The sequence below is a fragment of the Pseudomonas sp. RIT409 genome (assembly GCF_003052515.2).
GTDB lineage: Bacteria > Pseudomonadota > Gammaproteobacteria > Pseudomonadales > Pseudomonadaceae > Aquipseudomonas.
This window is the reverse complement of the sequence record NZ_QARE02000026.1, coordinates 1-20,616: the sequence shown is the minus strand read 5'-3', so window position 1 is coordinate 20,616 and position 20,616 is coordinate 1. Positions and strand designations below refer to the sequence as shown.

General features: G+C 60.5%; 15 protein-coding genes, 1 tRNA gene and 1 pseudogene. 11 read left to right on the top strand and 6 right to left on the bottom strand.

Annotated features, from left to right (window positions below; translation table 11 throughout):
- Nucleotides 1-70: 70 nt before the first annotated feature.
- Nucleotides 71-640: a glycerol-3-phosphate 1-O-acyltransferase PlsY gene (plsY, locus tag DBP26_RS23670; protein WP_177411126.1), complete on the top strand. Its 570-nt coding sequence runs from the start codon at nucleotides 71-73 to the stop codon at nucleotides 638-640.
- A 52-nt stretch (nucleotides 641-692) separates the two neighbouring features.
- Here the strand turns inward: plsY and tsaD are convergent, their stop codons facing one another.
- Nucleotides 693-1,718, bottom strand: coding sequence for a tRNA (adenosine(37)-N6)-threonylcarbamoyltransferase complex transferase subunit TsaD (tsaD, locus tag DBP26_RS23665; RefSeq protein WP_108239992.1), 1,026 nt, complete (start codon nucleotides 1,716-1,718; stop codon nucleotides 693-695).
- A 195-nt stretch (nucleotides 1,719-1,913) separates the two neighbouring features.
- Between tsaD and rpsU the strand changes: the two genes are divergently transcribed.
- From rpsU to DBP26_RS23635, 6 genes and pseudogenes are all read left to right on the top strand, one after another.
- Nucleotides 1,914-2,129, top strand: a complete 216-nt coding sequence (gene rpsU / locus DBP26_RS23660; protein WP_108239945.1) for a 30S ribosomal protein S21 — start codon at nucleotides 1,914-1,916, stop codon at nucleotides 2,127-2,129.
- A gap of 245 nt (nucleotides 2,130-2,374) precedes the next feature.
- Nucleotides 2,375-4,342, top strand: a complete 1,968-nt coding sequence (gene dnaG / locus DBP26_RS23655) for a DNA primase (protein WP_108239944.1) — start codon at nucleotides 2,375-2,377, stop codon at nucleotides 4,340-4,342.
- Nucleotides 4,343-4,409: 67 nt separating this feature from the next.
- Complete coding sequence (rpoD, locus tag DBP26_RS23650) at nucleotides 4,410-6,257, top strand: RNA polymerase sigma factor RpoD (RefSeq protein ID WP_108239943.1); 1,848 nt, start codon at nucleotides 4,410-4,412, stop codon at nucleotides 6,255-6,257.
- A gap of 440 nt (nucleotides 6,258-6,697) precedes the next feature.
- Nucleotides 6,698-9,655 (top strand): annotated as a pseudogene (locus DBP26_RS23645) (EAL domain-containing protein); the annotation flags it as partial.
- Nucleotides 9,656-9,671: 16 nt separating this feature from the next.
- Nucleotides 9,672-9,748, top strand: a tRNA-Ile gene (locus DBP26_RS23640).
- A gap of 194 nt (nucleotides 9,749-9,942) precedes the next feature.
- The gene (locus DBP26_RS23635; protein ID WP_108239942.1) at nucleotides 9,943-10,989 is read left to right on the top strand and encodes an FUSC family protein; all 1,047 of its coding nucleotides are present in this window, start codon (nucleotides 9,943-9,945) and stop codon (nucleotides 10,987-10,989) included.
- 28 nt (nucleotides 10,990-11,017) lie between these two features.
- Here the strand turns inward: DBP26_RS23635 and ppk2 are convergent, their stop codons facing one another.
- The 5 genes from ppk2 to DBP26_RS23610 form a co-directional block, all read right to left on the bottom strand.
- Nucleotides 11,018-11,929 carry a polyphosphate kinase 2 gene (ppk2, locus tag DBP26_RS23630; protein ID WP_108239941.1) on the bottom strand — a complete coding sequence of 304 codons (912 nt, stop codon included), beginning with the start codon at nucleotides 11,927-11,929 and terminating at the stop codon, nucleotides 11,018-11,020.
- Nucleotides 11,930-12,061: 132 nt separating this feature from the next.
- A complete protein-coding gene (locus DBP26_RS23625; protein ID WP_108239940.1) occupies nucleotides 12,062-12,832 on the bottom strand; it encodes a DeoR/GlpR family DNA-binding transcription regulator in 771 nt (256 codons plus the stop codon).
- A 54-nt stretch (nucleotides 12,833-12,886) separates the two neighbouring features.
- Entirely contained in the window at nucleotides 12,887-13,888 is a 1,002-nt protein-coding gene (gene pdxA / locus DBP26_RS23620; RefSeq protein WP_108239939.1) for a 4-hydroxythreonine-4-phosphate dehydrogenase PdxA, read from the bottom strand.
- The gene (locus DBP26_RS23615; RefSeq protein WP_108239938.1) at nucleotides 13,885-15,177 is read right to left on the bottom strand and encodes a four-carbon acid sugar kinase family protein; all 1,293 of its coding nucleotides are present in this window, start codon (nucleotides 15,175-15,177) and stop codon (nucleotides 13,885-13,887) included. The genes pdxA and DBP26_RS23615 overlap by 4 nt, the downstream gene beginning before the upstream one ends.
- Nucleotides 15,174-16,178, bottom strand: coding sequence for a 2-keto-3-deoxygluconate permease (locus tag DBP26_RS23610; protein ID WP_108239937.1), 1,005 nt, complete (start codon nucleotides 16,176-16,178; stop codon nucleotides 15,174-15,176). Before DBP26_RS23610 ends, DBP26_RS23615 begins: the two co-directional genes overlap by 4 nt.
- Nucleotides 16,179-16,408: 230 nt before the next feature.
- Between DBP26_RS23610 and DBP26_RS23605 the strand changes: the two genes are divergently transcribed.
- The 4 genes from DBP26_RS23605 to pqqF all read left to right on the top strand — a co-directional run.
- Nucleotides 16,409-16,870 (top strand): Lrp/AsnC family transcriptional regulator, encoded by a 462-nt coding sequence (locus tag DBP26_RS23605; RefSeq protein WP_108239936.1) that lies wholly within the window; start codon nucleotides 16,409-16,411, stop codon nucleotides 16,868-16,870.
- A gap of 180 nt (nucleotides 16,871-17,050) precedes the next feature.
- Nucleotides 17,051-18,745: an NAD(P)/FAD-dependent oxidoreductase gene (locus tag DBP26_RS23600; protein ID WP_108239935.1), complete on the top strand. Its 1,695-nt coding sequence runs from the start codon at nucleotides 17,051-17,053 to the stop codon at nucleotides 18,743-18,745.
- Between the two features lie 10 nt (nucleotides 18,746-18,755).
- Nucleotides 18,756-19,556, top strand: coding sequence for a carbon-nitrogen hydrolase family protein (locus DBP26_RS23595; RefSeq protein ID WP_108239934.1), 801 nt, complete (start codon nucleotides 18,756-18,758; stop codon nucleotides 19,554-19,556).
- 110 nt (nucleotides 19,557-19,666) lie between these two features.
- A partial coding sequence (gene pqqF, locus DBP26_RS23590) for a pyrroloquinoline quinone biosynthesis protein PqqF (protein WP_108239991.1) occupies nucleotides 19,667-20,616 on the top strand: 950 nt, incomplete at its 3' end.

Sequence of the window (20,616 nt, the reverse complement as noted above, 5' to 3'; positions counted from 1 at the left end):
TTTACTCCGCTGCACGACAAGGGCGCGATGCGCCGTTAGAATCAGGCCATCCCCGCCCGGAATGGTTAGCATGTTTTGGTCACTGGCGATCCTCGCCTACCTGCTCGGCTCGCTGTCCTTCGCCATCCTGCTCAGCCGCCTCAATGGCAGCCCGGACCCGCGCGACAGCGGTTCGGGCAATGCGGGCGCCACCAATATGTTGCGCCTGGCGGGCAAGAAGCTCGCTATCCTGACCCTGATCGGCGACGTCTGCAAAGGGTCGATCCCGGTGCTGATCGCAGGCTGGGCCGGGCTCAACGCCAGGGATCAAGCCTGGATCGGACTCTGCGCAGTGCTCGGTCACCTGTTTCCGTTGTACTTCCGCTTTCGTGGCGGCAAGGGCGTCGCCACGGCAGCCGGTATGTTACTGGGGCTGTACGCACCCGCCGCGCTTCTCGCGGTCGGCGCCTGGTTGCTGACGTTTTACCTGACCCGCACCAGCTCGCTCGCTTCATTGATCGCTACGCCGCTGACCCTGCCGCTGCTCGCCTGGCAGTTGCCCCAGGCCCTGCTACCGATGACCGTCCTGACACTGTTGATCGTCTGGCGCCACCGCGGCAATCTACGCGACCTCTACGCCGGGCGCGAACGACATTTCTGAATCCATAATAGAAAAAAGGCTCATACGAGCCTTTTCTCTGCCTGCCCAGACGTCATAACCCGGGCAACTGCTCCATCGGCCAACGGGCCTGGACGCTGATGCTCAGGTCGTCCTTCTGGCCGGCCAGCAACCGCTGGCATCCTGCAAACGCGATCATTGCTCCGTTGTCGGTGCAAAACTCGGGGCGCGCGTAGTAGACGCTGCCACCCAAGCCGTGCAGCATCTGCTCCAGCGAACGTCGCAGCGCCTTGTTTGCGCTCACGCCGCCGGCGATGACCAGCCGCTGTAGCTGAGTCTGCCTGAGCGCGCGTTGGCACTTGATGGTCAGAGTCTCCACTACCGCGTCCTGGAAGGCCAGCGCGATGTCGCAACGGGTTTGCTCGCCGTCGTCCCCAGCGTTCTGGCACTGCTGCCAGGTGTTCAGGGCGGAGGTTTTCAGACCGCTGAAACTGAAGGTCAGGCCCGGACGGTCGGTCATGGGCCGCGGGAACGCGAAACGCCCCGGCTTACCGTTGAGCGCCAGACGCGAAATTTCCGGGCCACCTGGGTAATTGAGCCCCATCATCTTCGCGGTTTTGTCGAACGCCTCGCCGGCGGCATCATCCAGCGTTTCGCCCAGCAGCTCATAAAGGCCGATACCGTCGACCCTGACCAGTTGGGTGTGGCCACCGGACACCAGCAAAGCGACGAACGGAAACTCGGGGGGTTGCGCCTCCAGCATCGGCGCCAGAAGATGGCCTTCCATGTGGTGAACCCCGAGCGCCGGGATATCCCAGGCAAAGGCCAACGCCTGAGCGCAGGAGGCACCGACCAGCAAAGCGCCCACCAGGCCGGGGCCGGCGGTGTAGGCAATGCCGTCGATCTCGGTCACGGCACAGTCCGCTTCGGCCAGCACCTGTCGGATCAGGGGCAGCATGCGCTTGACGTGATCGCGGGAGGCCAGCTCCGGCACCACGCCACCGTAGACCCGGTGCAGGTCGATCTGGCTGAACAATGCATCGGCGAGCAAACCGCGTTCGCTGTCATACAGCGCAACGCCTGTTTCGTCGCAGGAAGTTTCCAAACCCAGTACTAGCATGGGGTACGCCTTGTGGAGGCTGATTTCGAAGGCGCGCATGATAGTCGCCACTCATGCCTGCGACCAGTGCTTTTCGATCAGAGGCTTTGCATTCCTCGCGCCGAGGAGTTAACATCCGCAACCCTTAAAACCGGCGTACTCTGTACAAGCGTTGTGCGAGGCGTCGACCCCGGTAATGAATGAAGGTAGCTCTGGATGCCAGCCGTCAAAGTTAAAGAGAATGAACCCTTCGACGTAGCTCTGCGTCGTTTCAAGCGCTCCTGCGAGAAAGCCGGCACTCTGGCCGAAGTTCGTAGCCGCGAATTTTACGAGAAACCAACTTCCGAGCGTAAGCGCAAGGCAGCTGCTGCTGTTAAGCGTCACGCCAAGAAAGTTCAGCGCGAACAGCGCCGCGCCGTTCGTCTGTACTAATACAGACGTTCGTCGCAAGTTTCTGCCCCGCCCGGCCCTAAAGCCGGGCTGTCGGCAGTTACAGATCTTGCTCCACGCTGCACCGACGTGGCTTTCAGCGTTATCAACGCCTTCACGACAAGCCTCGTCATATTCTTCCAGCCTGAGCCAGGCTACGTTGACCCGTCTACACTGACCAAGCAACCGTCGTTACGCTTTGGATTCGCCACGATCTTGCTGGCGCGGCGCCTGATGATGAGAACGCCATGGCCGGATTGATTCCCCAAGGTTTTATTGACGACCTTCTGAACCGCACCGACATCGTCGATGTTGTCAGTTCACGCGTACAACTCAAGAAAACCGGGAAGAATTTCAGCGCATGCTGTCCTTTTCACAAGGAAAAGACGCCATCGTTCAGCGTCAGCCCTGACAAACAGTTCTATTACTGCTTCGGTTGCGGCGCAGGCGGCAACGCCCTCGGGTTCATCATGGACCACGACAACCTGGACTTCCCCCAGGCTGTCGAGGAACTGGCCAAGGCCGCAGGTATGGAAGTACCGCGGGAGCAGGGCGTCAGAGGCCAAAAGGCCCGGCAACCCACGGATTCGCCGCTCTATCCACTGCTGGCCGCTGCCGCCGAGTTTTACCGCGCCGCACTGAAAAACCATCCCACGCGCAAAGCAGCCGTGGATTACCTGAAAGGCCGCGGCCTGTCAGGCGAGATCGCTCGGGATTTCGGGCTGGGGTTTGCCCCGCCCGGCTGGGATAACCTCTACAAGCACCTGAGCAGCGATACCCTTCAGCAGAAAGCCATGATTGATGCTGGCCTGCTGATCGAAAACGCCGAGACCGGCAAGCGCTACGACCGCTTCCGCGACCGCGTGATGTTCCCAATCCGCGACACACGCGGCCGGGTCATCGCCTTTGGTGGGCGGGTACTGGGCGACGACAAACCGAAATACCTGAACTCTCCGGAGACACCGGTATTTCATAAAGGCCAGGAATTGTATGGCCTGTTCGAGGCACGCAAACATAATCGCAACCTCGATGAAATCATTGTGGTCGAAGGCTACATGGACGTCATTGCGCTGGCTCAACAAGGCCTGCGCAATGCCGTCGCCACGCTGGGCACCGCCACTAGCGAAGAGCATTTGAAGCGACTGTTTCGTGTCGTCCCGAACGTGCTGTTCTGTTTCGATGGCGACCAGGCGGGGCGAAACGCAGCATGGCGGGCATTGGAAGCAACGCTTTCCAGCTTGCAGGACGGGCGCCGGGCACGGTTTCTTTTCCTGCCGGAGGGCGAAGACCCGGACACCCTGATTCGCGCCGAGGGCACTGACGCGTTCAGAGCCAGGATCAACCAGCATGCGCAGCCTTTGGCGGACTACTTTTTCGAGCAACTGACCAAGGAGGCGGACCCACGCTCCCTGGAAGGCAAGGCGCACATGGTCACGCTGGCCGCACCGCTGATCGAAAAAGTACCCGGTGCGAACCTGCGCGAACTGATGCGCCGACGACTCAAGGAAATCACCGGCCTGGATGCGGCCACGGTGAACCAACTGGCGCAGTCGGCCCCGACCGAAGCGCCGCCACCGTTTGACCCGGGCCTCGACTACGATTCGATACCGGATTATGGCGATTATCAGCCGCAGGACCCGTATGAGTCGGCCAAGGAATGGACAACTCAGAGTTCGGGCAGCGGCCAGAAAAAGAAATGGGAAAACAAACCCTGGGACAAGGGCAAGAAGTGGGACAAGAACGGCAAGCGGCCCGACTTCGAACCACGTCGGGTTCCGATTGGCGTGGAAGCGCCGATCCTGACCGCATTGAGAACATTGCTGCATCACCCCGACCTGTCGGCGAAGGTAGCCAATGCCAGCACGTTCGCCGATGAAGAGCACAGCACTTCGCAGCTTTTAGTCGCTTTGATCGAAGCCATGCAGAAAAACCCGAAGCTCAAATCCATGCAACTCATCGCGCGATGGCATGGGACAGAACAAGGGAAATTATTAAGACAACTGGCGGAAAAGGAATGGCTGATCGCGGCCGATAACCTTGAACAACAGTTTTTCGACACTATAACTAGGTTGTCCGCTCGCCAACGCGAGCGCCACCTGGATGAATTGATCAGGAAGGAAAGGCAGACAGGGCTGAGCGCCGAGGAAAAAGTTCGGCTGCTCAACCTGTTGAATCGCAATCTTCCTGCACAAACCCCGACCTCAACTGGCGCGTGAGGTCCTAGCTCGGGTATAATCCCCGGCTTGTTTTTTGCCCGCCAAGACCTTCAGTGGATAGGGTGTTATGTCCGGAAAAGCGCAACAGCAGTCTCGTATTATTGAGTTGATCAAACTGGGCCGTGAGCAGAAGTATCTGACTTACGCCGAGGTCAACGACCACCTGCCTGAGGATATTTCAGATCCTGAGCAGGTGGAAGACATCATCCGCATGATTAACGACATGGGGATCCCCGTACACGAGAGTGCTCCGGATGCGGACGCCCTTATGCTGGCCGACGCCGATACCGACGAGGCCGCTGCGGAAGAAGCAGCCGCCGCGTTGGCAGCGGTAGAGACCGACATCGGTCGCACCACCGACCCCGTGCGCATGTACATGCGTGAAATGGGTACGGTTGAGCTGCTGACTCGTGAAGGCGAAATCGAAATCGCCAAACGCATCGAGGAAGGTATCCGCGAGGTGATGAGCGCCATCGCTCACTTCCCGGGTACCGTCGAGCACATTCTGTCCGAATACGATCGCGTGACCACCGAGGGCGGTCGGCTGTCCGACGTTCTGAGCGGTTACATCGACCCGGACGACGGCATTGCGCCACCTGCCGAAGCGCCGTTGCCGATGGATCAGAAAGCCGGCAAGGCCGATGACGCGGACGACGACGAGGAAGAAGAAAGCGACAGCGATGACGAGGAAGAGACCGAAAGCGGTCCGGATCCGGTCGTCGCTGCGCAACGTTTCGGTGCCGTCTCCGACCAGTTGGCTGTCACCGTCAAGGCGTTGAAAAAGCATGGCCGTGGCAGCAAGCCGGCCAACGACGAACTGTTGGCCCTGGCCGAGCTGTTCATGCCGATCAAACTGGTTCCGAAGCAGTTCGAGAACCTGGTCGAGACCGTTCGCGGTGCGCTGGAGCGCCTGCGTGCCCAGGAACGCGCGATCATGCAATTGTGCGTCCGTGATGCCCGTATGCCTCGCGCCGATTTCCTGCGCCAGTTCCCGGGCAACGAAGTCGATCAAGGCTGGACCGAAGCACTGGCGAAGGGCAAGACCAAATATGCCGAGGCCATCAGCCGCTTGCAGGAAGACATCCAGCGTTGCCAGCAGAAGCTGAGCGCTCTGGAAGAAGAAACCGGCTTGAGCGTCGTGGAAATCAAGGACATCAACCGTCGCATGTCGATCGGTGAGGCCAAGGCCCGCCGTGCGAAGAAAGAGATGGTTGAAGCGAACCTGCGTCTGGTGATCTCGATCGCCAAGAAGTACACCAACCGCGGCCTGCAGTTCCTCGACCTGATTCAGGAAGGCAATATCGGCCTGATGAAGGCGGTGGACAAGTTCGAATACCGTCGTGGTTACAAGTTCTCGACCTATGCCACCTGGTGGATCCGTCAGGCCATCACGCGCTCGATCGCCGACCAGGCCCGCACCATCCGTATCCCGGTGCACATGATCGAGACGATCAACAAGCTCAACCGTATCTCCCGCCAGATGCTGCAGGAGATGGGCCGCGAACCGACCCCGGAAGAGCTGGGTGAGCGCATGGAAATGCCAGAGGACAAGATCCGCAAGGTATTGAAGATCGCCAAAGAACCGATCTCCATGGAAACCCCGATCGGCGATGACGAAGATTCGCATCTGGGTGACTTCATCGAAGACTCGACCATGCAGTCGCCTATCGATGTCGCCACTGTGGAAAGCCTGAAAGAAGCGACGCGCGAAGTGCTGTCGGGCCTGACTGCCAGAGAAGCCAAGGTGCTGCGCATGCGTTTTGGCATCGACATGAATACTGACCACACCCTTGAGGAAGTCGGTAAGCAGTTCGATGTAACCCGTGAACGTATTCGGCAGATCGAAGCCAAGGCCCTGCGCAAACTGCGCCACCCGACCCGAAGCGAACACCTGCGTTCGTTCCTGGACGAGTAAGCGATCCACGTTAAAACAAAACCCCCGGCCGCACCGGGGGTTTTGCATTTTCAGGAATAAGATTTTCGCACTGTGCCACCGAGCCTCAGCCCGGCTACACTCGACTCCATCTCACCACCGAAGCGATTGGGGCTGCCATGTTTTGGATGCCGGCCATTGTTTTCCTGTGTTTGACGGGGTCAGCGTACGCTGGAACATCGGCGCCTGCGCAGGGAGCGCTGACTTGGCAAAGTCCACAACGGGATTCAATGCAGAGTCAGGACGCTGCGTCGCCTGAAACCATGAGCATCAGCAAGACAGCATCGCTCCCCGTAGCCGAGAGCGCCCGTCCTACAGACGTCGGCAGCCCCACGCAGGGGGCCATCACTCCCACCGAAGCGGTCGAGCAGCGTCCAGCCGATACCTCTGCCGCGCCACAACGCCCTGCCGATTCGACGAGGTTCTGGAAAGACTTCGTGCTCTATGGGCTGCCCGGCCTTCTCCTGCTGTCGTCGATCCTGGCCGTCGTCGTGCGCATCAACCGCCGGCTCAGTTCTGAAATTTCACGCCGGGTCGCGCTGGAGCAGGAACTGCGCAGCAGCGAGTACCATTATCGCGGCATGATCGAGAGCCTGTCGGCCATCGCCTGGGAAGCTGACGTCCAGGATTATTCCTACAGCTATGTTTCTCCCCACGCCGAAGACCTGCTGGGTTACCCCCTTCATCAATGGCGCAAACCAGGCTTCTGGCGCAGCATCGTTCATCCCGAAGACCTTAAATGGGCTCAGACGTACTGCGACGAGCAGACGGCCCAAGGCAACGACCACAGTCTCGATTACCGCGTCATCGATGCCGAGGGCAAAGTCCTGTGGGTGCGCGACCTCGTCACCTTGATCAGCTACGGCCATCAGCCGATCATGCGCGGGCTGATGATCGACATCAGCGAAGCCAAGCAGACCGAAGAGGCCCTGCGTCGCTCAGAAGGCAAATTCGCGTCGGTCTTCGCTCAATGCCCCGACATCCTGGTGATCGCGAGACTCTCCGATGGCTGCTTCCTCGAGGCGAACAGGGCATTTGTCGAGCAAATTGGCCTCGATGCCGACAGCGTCGTTGGCCGAACGCCGAGCGAACTCAACATATGGGGCATCCCGGACATCGGCCCGAGCCTGCTGCAGCGCTTGCAAAAGGGCAGCATTCGCAACCTTGAAATGCCTTTTCGACGCAGCAACGGCCAGACATTCACCGGCCTGCTCTCCGCCGAGCCGTTCGATCTGGATTCCACACCTGCCGTCGTCGTGGTCGTGCGGGACATCACCCCCCTCAAAGAAGCGCAGCAACAACTGCAACTGTCCGAAGAGAAATTCGCCAAAGCCTTCCACTCCTCGCCCGACGGCATGCTCATCACCCGGCAAAGCGACGGCATGCTTGTGGAGATCAACGACGGCTTCAGCCGCATCACCGGTTATCACAGCGCGCTGTCGCTGGAACGCACCACGCTTGACCTGGGCATCTGGGTGGACCTCAACGAACGGCAGCAGCTTCTGGAACAGTTGAGCCGCGACGGCTTCGTCAAAGACTTCACCAGCCACATTCGACGTAGGGATGGTCAGGTCCGCCTGTGTGAAATCTCATCGCGACCGCTGCCCATTGGTGGCGAGGACTGCATGCTGACCATCGCTCGAGACATCACAGAGCGCTACCAAATGCAGGAAAAGCTGCAGTTGGCGGCCACCGTTTTCGAAAGCACCGCTGAGGGCGTCCTGATCACCGACACACGTCAACGCATCAACGCGGTGAACCGGGCGTTCAGTGAGATCACGGGGTACAGCGAAGGCGAGGCGATCGGAGAAACGCCTCGCCTGTTGGCGTCCGGCCTTCACGACAGCGCGTTCTATGCCGCGATGTGGTACCAGTTGACCGCTGAAGGTCACTGGCAGGGGGAAATCAGCAACCGGCGCAAGAATGGCGAGGTGTATCCCAGTTGGCTGACCATCAGCGCAGTGCGCAACCGTGACAAATTCATCACCCATTTCGTTGCCGTGTTTGCTGATATCTCCAGCCTCAAACAGGCCCAGGCCCGGCTTGACTATCAGGCCCATCACGACCCGCTCACGGGCCTGCCCAACCGGACGCTTTTCGAGAGTCGCCTGCACGCCGCGCTGGTGCACAGCAAAGAAGCGCAGAGCCTGGGCGCCGTCTTGTTTCTCGACCTCGATCGCTTCAAACACATCAATGACAGCCTCGGCCATCCCGTAGGCGACTTGCTGCTCAAAGGCATCGCCCAACGCCTGAAAGAAAACCTGCGTGACATCGACACCGTCGCGCGACTGGGCGGAGACGAATTCATCATCCTGCTGCCCGGCTTACAAACCGGTCACGATGCCGAAGTCATCGCCACCAAACTGCTGAACAGCTTCTCCGCGCCCTTCCAAGCGGGAGAGCACGAGTTTTTCATCAGCACCAGCATCGGCTCCGCATTGTTTCCCACCGACGGCGCAGACGTGGCCACGCTCATCAAAAATGCCGACGCCGCGATGTACCGCTCCAAAGCCAAAGGGCGTAACCGGGTGGAGAGCTACACCCGCGACCTCACGGCCCAAGCCAGTGAACGCATCGCGCTGGAGCACGAGCTGCGACGGGCCATCGAACGCAACGAATTCACCCTCTCCTACCAGCCCAAGGTCAGCCTGCTGACACAGCGCCTGGTCGGCGCCGAGGCATTGATTCGCTGGACCCACCCCACGTTCGGCGAAGTCCCACCCGAGCGGTTCATTCCGCTGGCCGAAGAAAACGGCATGATCCTGCAAATCGGTGAATGGGTGCTCGATCAGGCATGCCAACAACTCCACGAGTGGAATCAGGCCTACGACGTCTTCGGACCGCTCTCGGTCAACCTGGCCGGTGCCCAACTGCGCCAGCCCAATCTGGTCAACCGCATCGAACAACTGCTCAAGCGCTACGCGCTACAACCCGGCTGCCTGCAACTGGAAATCACCGAAAACTTCATCATGTCCCAGACCGAAGAAGCGCTGTCAGTGCTGCACCGCCTGAAAAAACTGGGCGTGCAACTGGCCATCGACGACTTCGGCACCGGCTACTCATCGCTCAGCTACCTCAAGCGGCTGCCGTTGGACATCCTCAAAATCGACCAGTCCTTCGTCCGCGGGCTCCCCGACGACCCCCACGACGCCGCCATCGTACGCGCCATCATCGCCCTGGGCCGCAGCATGCAACTGACCGTCATCGCAGAAGGTGTGGAGAACCTCGAACAACAGCAATTCCTCGCCGATGAAGGCTGCGAACAGATCCAGGGCTACATCGTCAGCCTACCCCTGCGGCCGGACGAATTCTGCGCGACGTTCCTTCGTATCACCGTTTCAGACTTTTCGGATAGCACAGCAGGGAAACCGTCGTTATAATCCGCGGCCAGACTGAGGGCCTATAGCTCAGTTGGTTAGAGCAGAGGACTCATAATCCTTTGGTCCACGGTTCGAGTCCGTGTGGGCCCACCACCTTCAAAGCCGCGCAATGCGCGGCTTTTTCGCGTCCGAAAACCCCGATCCGCGTGCTGAAAAATGCTCCGCTGGCTCTGAGATTTCATCAGCGCCATTTCGACACATCTCCTCGGCAGACCGTAACGCTGACATAGGTGAATCCACCGACTGCCCCGTGGGATACTTTGTCGTCAGCCGTTGTCAGTAAGCCCATGAATACATTTCCGCTCCCCCTGCTCCTGCGCCGCGTTCTGCGGCCGCTTCTTGACCCTTACCGTCGCTATCGCCATGCCCGCTACATCCATGCGGGGCGGATTGTTGTGGGGTTGCTGGTTTCTATCCTGTTGACCACAGGAATGCACCTTCCCCATGGGGAATGGGCGTCGGTGACGATGTTGATCGTGATCGGCGGTTTGCAGCACCACGGCAACATCGGCAAGAAGTCGGTGGAGCGGGCCTACGGGACGCTGATTGGCGCGGCGTTGGGGCTGGCGGTAGTGGCGCAGCAGAGTTACCTCGGGCTGCCGCTGCTGACGTACGTGATCATGTCGCTGATTTGCGGTTTCTTCGCCTATCACGCCATCGGTAAAGGCGGTTACACCGCGCTGTTGTCGGCGATTACGCTGTTTATCGTGGCGGGTCACGGCGACAACCCGATCACCGATGGGCTGTGGCGCACGGTGGACATCTTGATTGGTATCGCGCTGGCCCTGGCGTTTTCCTTCGCGTTACCACTGTATGCGGTGTACTCCTGGCGCTATAACCTGGCGAGTGGGTTGCGCGACTGCGCGAAGGTGTACGAGCGGATCAGCAGCGGGCAATCGATCAGCGCCGACGAACATCTGAAGCTGACCGGCAAATTGAACGCGACGATGTTGCAACTGCGCTCGCTGATGCCGTCGGTGTCGAAGGAGGTGAAGATTTCGCTGGTCGAACTGGACGCGATTCAGGGGCATTTTCGAATGTGCCTCAGCACCCTCGAGATCCTGTCGAACCTGCGTCCTGCCGACTTGGGCAGCGCCGGGATGAATGCCGAGCAGCGCAGAATCCGGCGGCTATTCGTAGGCATGGCGCGGGCGCTGCAAAGTGGTGCGACCGAGCGCCTGGAGAAGCCCAGCGAATCCTTGGCGGTTGGGCCGGAGGCACCTGCCGTTTCGGCGGAAGTGCTCGGTTATCAATTGATGAACCGCCAATTGGCGCTGAACCTTGAAGGGCTGCAGCAGCGGCTGGCGAAGACCGCCACAAAGTGGAAGATCTGAACGTCTCCTCCTTCTTCTTCACCCTCGGTCAGTAAACCGCAGGAACCACCATTTCCCGAGGCACAGGCGCCCGCAGGTAATTGGCGTTGTATTCGCGCTCCGGAAGGATCACATGCGGCGCCTCAACGTCCCCGCGAGGGATCTGTTGCAGCAGATGATGGATGCAGTTGAGCCGTGCGCGTTTCTTGTCATCGGCTTCCACTATCCACCACGGCGCCACATCGGTGTGAGACCGGGTGAGCATTTCCTCTTTGGCCCGTGTGTAGTCTTCCCAACGGCGGCGGGATTCCAGGTCCATTGGCGACAGTTTCCACTGTTTCAGCGGATCATGGATGCGCATCAGGAAGCGACGGTACTGTTCGTCATCCGTGATGGAAAACCAGTACTTGATGAGGATGATGCCGGAACGGACCAACATCTTTTCGAACTCTGGGACCGTGCGAAAGAACTCTTCGTACTCGCCCTCATCACAGAAGCCCATCACACGCTCGACGCCCGCGCGGTTGTACCAGCTGCGGTCGAACAGCACCATTTCCCCGGCGGCCGGTAGATGCGCGACGTAGCGCTGAAAGTACCACTGCGTTCGTTCGCGCTCGCTAGGCGCAGTCAGCGCAGCCACCCGACAGACCCGCGGGTTGAGGCGCTGAGTGATGCGTTTGATGGCGCCGCCCTTGCCTGCTGCGTCGCGCCCTTCAAAGAGCACGACCACTTTGAGCTTCTGGCTGACGACCCAGTCCTGCAGCTTGACCAACTCCCCTTGCAGGCGCAGCAGCTCGCGGAAGTACAGCCGTCGGTCCATGCCCTTTGGGACGTCCTCCCCCAGATCGGAAAGCAAGCCGTCGAGGCGAGCGTCGTCGTATTCCATCTCCAACTCTTCGTCGAAGCTGTCGAGTAGATCGGCCTGGATGTAGCGGGCGGTTTCGGAAAGGTCCAGTGTCATGACAGGCTCCCGGGCTGGCTTCAGAGGATCAGGCCGGAATTTAGGCACGCCGGGGGTGACAGATGAATGACAAAAAGCCAGTCGCGCAGAAAAGTCCTACAGGTCAACCCTTCAAAGCGCTGGCGCAACCACTCAGGGGCCTACCGTCTCGACCACGATTTGCGTCACCGCTTTGAAGGGTGTCAGGAGGCTTTCGTCTGCCTCGGAAGAGGTGATCAAAGTCCACTCACGCTCGATGGGCGTCCAATGCTGTTGCCGGGCGCGCCCCAATTTGTCGGTGTCCGCCAGCACGAAGACCTGAGCGGCGCGTTTGATGATGCATTCCTTGAGGTAAGCCTGCTGGTCGCTGGCCTCACAGAGACCGAACTCCGCCACCACGCCGTCAGCGCCGAGAAACGCCTTGTCGACGCTCAAACGGCTGAGGGTCAGCTCCGCCAGCGGCCCTAGCGTACTCATGCTCGAGCCGCGAAGGTCTCCACCAATGAGCGTCAGGCGTACACCCGGTGCGTTCGCCAGCGTCATGACGGCCATGAGGTTGTTGGTGACGACGTGCAGGTTCTGCCGCGAGCACAGATGCAGCGCCAGCGCCGCGCAGGTGGTGCCGCCGTCCAGCAGCACCGTGTCACCCTCTTGCACGTGGAGGGCAGCGGCCTTGGCGATGGCTTCTTTTTGGTCCCGTTGAGTGGCCTTGCGCTCCTCGAGGGATGCCTCAGGCTCATGGACGCCGATCAGCGCCGTCGCGCCGCCGTGGGTGCGCACCAGATGACGCTGCTTGGCGAGCGCCGTCAAATCCCGGCGCACCGTGGCTTCCGACACACCGAGTGCGGCGCTCAGTTGCTCGACGTTGGTGTCGCGCGCGCGCACCAGTTCGAGAATGGCGCGATGACGGTCGGTGGCTTTCATGTACGGCCTCGTTGGCGAAAGGTCGATGATCTTACACGACCAGGGTGCACGCCCTCACCCTCGACGTGTAGCCAGCTCGGCCCCCTGACGCAATGCCTCCAGCAGGCTGCGCTCGTCGGCGATGCCCTTGCCCGCGATGTCGAACGCGGTGCCGTGGTCGACCGAGGTACGGATCACCTCAAGACCCACCGTGACGTTCACGCCCGCCTCCAGGCCCAGCACCTTCACGGGGCCATGGCCCTGATCGTGATACATCGCCACCACCAGATCGAAGTCCCCACGCCCGGCGCGGAAAAACAGGGTGTCGGCGGGCAGCGGGCCCGTCACGTCCAACCCCTGCTCTTGCAGCACTTTCACGGCTGGGATGATCTTCTCCTCTTCCTCGCCATACCCGAACAGGCCGTTTTCACCTGCGTGCGGGTTGATGCCACACACGCCGATGCGCGGCCGGGCGATACCCGCCTTAACCAGCGTTGCATGACCACGCTCGATGGTGCGTTGAACCAGCCCCGGTTCGATCTTGCGAATCGCGTCGATGATGCCGATGTGGGTCGTGACATGGATGACGCGCAGTTGCGGCGCGACCAGCATCATCGACACCTCTTCGACGTGGGTCAGGTGCGCGAGCATTTCCGTATGGCCAGGGTACTTGTGCCCCCCTGCGTGCAGGGCCTCTTTATTGAGCGGCGCGGTGCAAATGGCGTCGATCTGGCCCGCTTCTGCCAGCTGCACGGCCCGTGCGATGTACTGATACGCACCATCACCGGCAATCGGTGACAGCTTGCCGAACGGCAGGTCGTGAGGGATCAGGTTGAGGTCGATGCAGTCGATGGTCCCGGGCTCATACCGGGCTTCGGATGCCTCGTTGATGCGACGCACTTTCAAGCTGCCTTTGACGATGCTATTGGCCAGTTCCAGGCGCGCCGCATCGCCGATGACCAGCGGACGGCATTGCTGATACACCACGTCGTGAGTAAGGCTCTTGACGATGATTTCCGGGCCCACGCCAGTAGCGTCGCCCATGGTGATGCCGATGACGGGCAGATAAGTGCTCATGATTGATTACCTTGGATCGCGGGATTCGAGACAGTGTCCGCAACGGATTGCGCGGACTCTACAACGTTGTTCATGTGCAGCCAGGCTGCGTAAAGCGCGTGGTCTGTGCCGAAGGCACCGGCTTTGGTGACCACGCCGGGCCGATGGCCTTCCTGGCTGGAGACCGGGCGCCCGAACGCGACGCCCGCTTCGATTTCGCACTGCAGTTGCAAGCTGCCGATGCCCACCGCGGCCAGCATGGCGCGGGCGGTCTCCCCTCCGGTGGCGATCAGGCCACCGACATGGGCGAAATGCGGGCGGACCAGTGCCGCGAGCAGCGTCGATAAACGCGCCCCTTCGGCAGGATCGAACGCCTCGTCACGGCCGATACGCAGCAGCAGATCTTCGCCGCGACGCAAGCATTGCCCGATACGAATCCCCCACCCCGCCCAATCGGGGTGGGCCATCCCTTCGCGCAAGACGGCAGGGGGCACGACCAGCTCACTGATGGCGGCACGCTCCTTGAGCATTGCGCACTGCCGTTCCGACACGCTGGACAGGCTGCCGACCAGCACCAGCGTCGGCGCAAACTTTTCGGGCTTGGCCACACGACGCGCAGCAGCGGTCTGGGCAAGGCCGGGTAACCGTGCCATTTCACGCGCCAGGCCGCCGGACCCGACCCAGAACATGGGCTCGGACAGCGCAGCCGTCACCTCGGCGAGGGTTTGCAGGTCCTCTGTGGTTTCGGCGTCGACGATCAAGGCGTGCGCTCCACTGCGACCGATTTCGGCAAGATGCCCCGCCAGCGCAGCGCGATCCCCTCTCAATTCCGCCAAAGGCAAACGAGCAGAATGCAAACCGGCTTCGTCCAGCATGGAAGCGATGTCGGCAGAGCGACCTGCGTGTTCGAGCTGCCAAGTGTCGGTACTGTCCAGCGGCTGACCGTTGACCCAGACCTGACCGTACAGCGTGGTGCGCCCTGTAGCCGGAAACGCCGGGGCGATGATCGCCAGCCCGGCATGGGGTTGAAGCGCGGCGACTTCCGCCGCCCAATTGCCGCGCAGGGTCGAGTCGATTTTCTTGTACAAGCGCCGTCCTGGCTTGATGAGGGCCTGATAAGCCGTCAGCGTGCGCTTGCCCGCGTCGGCCCCTGGCAAGCGACGGGTGTCGGTGTCGACGGCAATGACACTGGCATCGCCGGTGTCATGGGCGGCGTCCAGAGTAACGACGGTATCCAGACCGGCGCCTGCGAAGGCGATTGCGCAATCTGCCGCGCCCGACAGGTCGTCGGCGATGATCAGCAATGTCATCGAGCGACCTCCCGCTCCACGCCTACCTCGGCGCTCTTCTCGGCATGACGCTCTTTGTAGCGCTTGGCGACAGACGCGGTGAGAATCGGTGACAGCACGGCGGTGACAACTACGCACGCGGCGACCAGCAACGTCGCGGAGCTGGCCGCTTCGGCGTACACCGGATTCGCTGCAGCGACTAGCGCAGGCACGGCCGCTGCGTTGCCTGCCGTGTTGGCTGCTGCGACGCCCGCCACGCCGGTACCGCCCGATACGCGATCGGCGAAATACAGCGGAATGCCGGTCAACACCACCACGGCCAGGCCCAGACCGATACCGAGCAAACCTGCCTGCCAGACCTTATGCAGGTCCAGACTGGCCCCCAACGCCAAGGCGAAGAAAGGAATCATCACCGGCACCGCCTTGGCCAGGAATTCGCGCATTTCGCGATCCAGATTGCCCAGCAACATGCCCAGCAGCAGCGGCAGGATCGCGCCCACCAGCGTCGGCCATGGAAAAGCCGCCAATCCAGCGACGCCCAGTGTCACCATGGTCAGGAATGGCCCGGACTCCAGCGACATCACCGAGTAGGCGCCAACATCCTCGGACCGCCCGTATTGGCCCATCAGCGCCATGTAAAGACCGCCGTTGGTGTCGTTCATGGCCGCCACGACAGCCAGGGTCGAAAGCCCGGCAAAGATACCCGACGTGATCGGTTGCTCGCCCAGGAATTGCCCCATGATGACGCCGATGACGATCGCAGTCCCAACCTTGGTTCCGAAGAGCACGCCACCTTTCTTCAACAGGTAAGGTGTGGCCTTGATATCGATGCTGGCGCCCATGCACACATAGAACACCGCCAGGATCGGCAGCGACCCGGTGAACAGCGCGTTGGTGAACGAGCCGAAAAATTTCGGCATGTCGGGCAGGAAGGTCGCGACGAGCGAACCGATCAGCAGCGGCACGATCATCATGCCGCCGGGTACGCGTTCGATACTGCGTTTAATTGGAATCTGGGCCATGAGAGCTCTCCTTGTTTTTATAGGTACGGCAGATGGGTGACGCGACAAACGCTGAGAAGTCTTGCGCGAAATGATCACGCAAATGATCAAACCACTCACATCAGCCTAACGCACAGGATAGTTATGCGCAATTCGAGCAAATAAATGATCATTTCAATCAGACAAGTGGAGAGTCCTGACCGCTTCGAGGGTAACGGTTACCATCACCGCTTTAAGAAGGAGAGCCGCCCTTGTCTGAACCCCGTCCCACTGTCCTCGATGAACTCGATCGCCAATTGATCGCAGCTCTGCAGATCAACGCACGTGAACCCGTGGCCAACCTCGCTCGACAGTTGGGGATCGCCCGTACAACGGTGACCTCGCGCTTGGCGCGCTTGGAAAAGAGCAAAATCATCACGGGTTACGGTGTGCGGTTGAGTCAGCGAGTGGTCGATGGCGGCCTGCAGGCCTATGTGGGAATCACCGTTCAGCCCCGCTCTGGCAAGGAAGTGCTCCGGCGACTGAGTGCGTTGGCGCAAGTGCAACAGCTGTGCGCGGTAAGCGGCGAGTTCGATTACGTGGCTTGGCTACGGACAGATTCGCCCGAACAATTGGACCAGTTGCTCGATCTGATCGGCAGCGTCGATGGCGTCGAAAAAACCACCACGTCGATCATTCTCAGCAGCAAGATCGATCGGGGTCAGCCCGTTTAAGTCACAAGCTCTGTCTTGCCCACCTGTGTGCTCACAAGTGAATGCGAACCGGCAGAATGCATAGTGGACTCGTCATATTGCTCAGACTCTCTGCATAACGACGACATTCTGCGTCTTATTAATGTTTGAACTGTTATCTAGACTTTCCTCTTCCCGCGCTAACGCCGAACAAGGTCAGTCATGAAAAACAACCGCCACCCCGCCGACGGCAAGAAACCCATCACGATGTTCGGCCCGGACTTCCCGTTCGCGTTCGATGAATGGATCGAGCACCCTGCGGGCCTGGGCAGCATTCCGAGCGAAAACCTGGGCAAGGAAGTGGCGATTGTCGGGGCTGGCATCGCCGGGCTGGTGGCGGCCTATGAATTGATGAAGCTTGGCCTCAAACCCGTCGTCTATGAGGCGTCCAAGATGGGTGGCCGGTTGCGCTCGCAGCAGTTCGAAGGCGCTGAGGGCATCATTGCCGAACTCGGCGGGATGCGTTTCCCGGTTTCCTCCACCGCGTTCTATCACTACGTTGACAAGCTGGGCCTGGAGTCGAAACCCTTTCCGAACCCTCTGACCGCCGCGTCGAGCAGCACGGTCATCGATCTGGAAGGCACGACCTACTACGCACAGAAGCTGTCGGATCTGCCTGCCCTGTTTCAGGAAGTGGCTGACGCCTGGGCGGATGCACTGGAAGACGGTGCTCAGTTCGCCGACATCCAACAGGCCATTCGCGACCGTGACGTGACGCGTTTGAAAGCACTGTGGAACACCCTCGTTCCCCTGTGGGATGACCGTACCTTTTACGACTTCGTCGCCACTTCCAAGGCGTTTGCAAAGCTGTCGTTTTACCACCGCGAAGTGTTTGGCCAGGTCGGGTTCGGCACCGGAGGCTGGGACTCGGACTTCCCTAACTCGATGCTGGAAATCTTCCGAGTGGTCATGACCAACTGCGACGATCATCAGCACCTGATCGTCGGCGGTGTCGAGCAGGTGCCGTTGGGCATCTGGCGCCACGTTCCCGAACGCTGCGCACATTGGCCGGAAGGCACCAGTCTGTCCACCTTGCATCATGGCGCGCCGCGCGCGGGCGTCAAACGCATCGCCCGTGCCGAAGATGGCAAGTTCGCGTTGACCGATAACTGGGGCGATACCCGCTATTACGACGCCGTCCTCGCGACCTGCCAAAGCTGGCTGCTGACCACCCAGATCGAATGCGAAGAGTCGCTATTTTCGCAAAAGATGTGGATGGCGTTGGATCGCACCCGCTACATGCAGTCGTCCAAGACCTTTGTCATGGTCGATCGGCCGTTCTGGAAAGACAAAGATCCTGAGACCGGTCGTGACCTGATGAGCATGACCCTCACCGACCGACTGACGCGTGGGACCTACCTGTTCGATAACGGCACCTACGCGGATGGCACAGAAAAACCGGGGGTGATCTGCCTGTCGTACTCATGGATGAGCGATGCGCTGAAAATGCTGCCGCACCCGGTGGAAAAGCGCGTGAGTCTGGCCCTTGGTGCACTGAAGAAGATCTATCCGAAAGTGGACATCGCTGCGCGCATCATCGGAGATCCGATCACTGTGTCGTGGGAAGCGGACCCGCATTTCCTGGGCGCCTTCAAAGGTGCCCTGCCAGGGCACTACCGGTACAACCAGCGGATGTACGCCCACTTCATGCAGAAGGACATGCCTGCAGAACAACGGGGCATTTTCATCGCTGGGGACGACGTGTCCTGGACACCGGCCTGGGTGGAAGGCGCCGTGCAAACGTCGCTCAATGCGGTGTGGGGGATCATGAACCACTTCGGCGGCAAGACCCACGCGGAAAACCCCGGACCGGGTGATGTGTTCGAGGCAATCGGCCCGATCAAGCTGCCGGAATGAGGAGAACTCCATGCGCGTAGCCCTGTACCAATGCTCGCCTCACCCATTGGAGGTTGCCGACAACTTGGAGCGTCTGCGCGTTCAGGCAGCAGAAGCGGCCAGCCAAGGCGCGGCGCTGGTGGTCTTTCCCGAAATGTTTCTGAGTGGATACAACATCGGGGCTCGGGCCGCGCGTGAACTGGCGCAACCCAGCGATGGTCCGGCGGCACAGACGATCCGTGACATCGCTCGGAGCAGCGGCATTGCCATCGTGTATGGATACCCTGAGCTGAGCGATGACGGTCAGGTGTACAACGCGGTGCAGATGATCGATGCGCAAGGCGCGCGACGTTGCAATTACCGCAAGACCCATCTGTATGGCGAGCTAGACAAATCGATGTTCAGCGCAGGTGATGCGCATTTCCCAGTGGTGGAGATGGATGGCTGGAAACTGGGATTTCTCATCTGTTATGACGTGGAGTTTCCCGAAAACGCCCGCCGGCTGGGCCTGGCGGGCGTCGACCTCATGCTGGTTCCGACGGCCAACATGGCGCCTTATGATTTTGTAGCGCAGGTCACCGTCCGCGCACGCGCCTTCGAAAACCAGTGCTATCTGGTGTACGCCAACTACTGCGGCAGCGAAGGCAGCATTCACTACTGCGGACAGAGCAGCATTTGCGCGCCGGATGGCCAGCAAATCGGTCTGGCCGGAAGGGACGACGTGCTGCTGATCGCGGAGCTGGATCGGGCGTCGATGAGTGAGTCACAGGCGATCAATACCTATTTCAAGGATCGTCGCCCGGCATTCTATTCGGGGCTGGGCGAGCCCTGATTGCCTTTGGCGGAAGAGCACAACGGCTGACCTCACAAGGCGCTACGCGTCGTAGGAGCTAATCCGCTAGCATGAGCAGTCACTTGCTTGTGTCGCTGCGGAAACCCGTCATGTCTGCGTCAGCTTCATCCCGTCTTCGCACATTGACTTTGCCCAACGGGCTGCGCGTCGTGCTGTGTTCGGCGCCGCGTTTGAAACGCTGCGCTGCAGCATTGCGCGTGGCAGCGGGCAGCCACGATGTGCCTTCACAATGGCCAGGGCTTGCCCACTTCCTTGAACACCTTTTCTTTCTAGGAACCGAGCGTTTTCCTGCAGGCGAACATCTGATGGCCTACGTCCAACGGCATGGCGGCCAGGTGAATGCCAGCACGCGCGAGCGCACGACCGATTTCTTCTTCGAACTCCCACCCCCTGCATTTGCGGGAGGGCTCGAACGCTTGTGCGAGATGCTCGCAAACCCACGCCTGTCGCTGGACGATCAGCTTCGAGAGCGCGAGGTGCTGCATGCCGAATTCATCGCCTGGTCGCGTGACGAGGCCTCCCGCAGCCTGATCAAACGCCTCCAGTCATTGTCAGCGGCCCACCCACTGCGTGGCTTTCACGCCGGCAACCGGTTCAGCCTGCCCGTTTTGCGCCAGGGCTTTCAGCAGGCTTTGCAAGGGTTTTTCCGGACGTACTATCAGGCGGGCCAGATGACCTTGAGCCTTAGCGGGCCGCAGCCGCTGGACGACCTGCAGGCACTGGCGACGGGTTGTGGCGAATATTTCGCCAGGGGCGCAAAGGTTGAGCCGAGTGAAGCCCCCGTGTTGATAGCGTCAGGTCTCGCAGACTGCCTCACGCACGTCGAGCGACGCCGGCTGCATGTGATGTTAGCGGCCGACCGATTGCCAAAAGGTCACGAGCGGGCCGCGGAATTTCTTTGCACCTGGATCAACAACGCCCGCCCCGGCGCACTGGGGGCGCACTTACGTGAGCGAGGCTTGGCCGATTCCTTGAATGCGCAGGTGCACTATGCCTTCGCTGGTCAAGTGCTGATCGACATTGAAGTCACCCTGACTGC

Excerpts from the sequence above, each read along its gene's own strand:
- plsY (WP_177411126.1), top strand. The coding sequence starts at position 71 with ATGTTTTGGTCACTGGCGATCCTCGCCTACCTGCTCGGCTCGCTGTCC.
- ppk2 (WP_108239941.1), bottom strand. The coding sequence starts at position 11,929 with ATGACACTGGACCTTTCCGAAACCGCCCGCTACATCCAGGCCGATCTA.
- DBP26_RS23615 (WP_108239938.1), bottom strand. The coding sequence starts at position 15,177 with ATGACATTGCTGATCATCGCCGACGACCTGTCGGGCGCGGCAGATTGC.
- DBP26_RS23600 (WP_108239935.1), top strand. The coding sequence starts at position 17,051 with ATGAAAAACAACCGCCACCCCGCCGACGGCAAGAAACCCATCACGATG.
- rpsU (WP_108239945.1), top strand. The coding sequence starts at position 1,914 with ATGCCAGCCGTCAAAGTTAAAGAGAATGAACCCTTCGACGTAGCTCTG.
- DBP26_RS23595 (WP_108239934.1), top strand. The coding sequence starts at position 18,756 with ATGCGCGTAGCCCTGTACCAATGCTCGCCTCACCCATTGGAGGTTGCC.
- DBP26_RS23635 (WP_108239942.1), top strand. The coding sequence starts at position 9,943 with ATGAATACATTTCCGCTCCCCCTGCTCCTGCGCCGCGTTCTGCGGCCG.
- DBP26_RS23625 (WP_108239940.1), bottom strand. The coding sequence starts at position 12,832 with ATGAAAGCCACCGACCGTCATCGCGCCATTCTCGAACTGGTGCGCGCG.
- pdxA (WP_108239939.1), bottom strand. The coding sequence starts at position 13,888 with ATGAGCACTTATCTGCCCGTCATCGGCATCACCATGGGCGACGCTACT.
- dnaG (WP_108239944.1), top strand. The coding sequence starts at position 2,375 with ATGGCCGGATTGATTCCCCAAGGTTTTATTGACGACCTTCTGAACCGC.
- tsaD (WP_108239992.1), bottom strand. The coding sequence starts at position 1,718 with ATGCTAGTACTGGGTTTGGAAACTTCCTGCGACGAAACAGGCGTTGCG.
- rpoD (WP_108239943.1), top strand. The coding sequence starts at position 4,410 with ATGTCCGGAAAAGCGCAACAGCAGTCTCGTATTATTGAGTTGATCAAA.
- DBP26_RS23610 (WP_108239937.1), bottom strand. The coding sequence starts at position 16,178 with ATGGCCCAGATTCCAATTAAACGCAGTATCGAACGCGTACCCGGCGGC.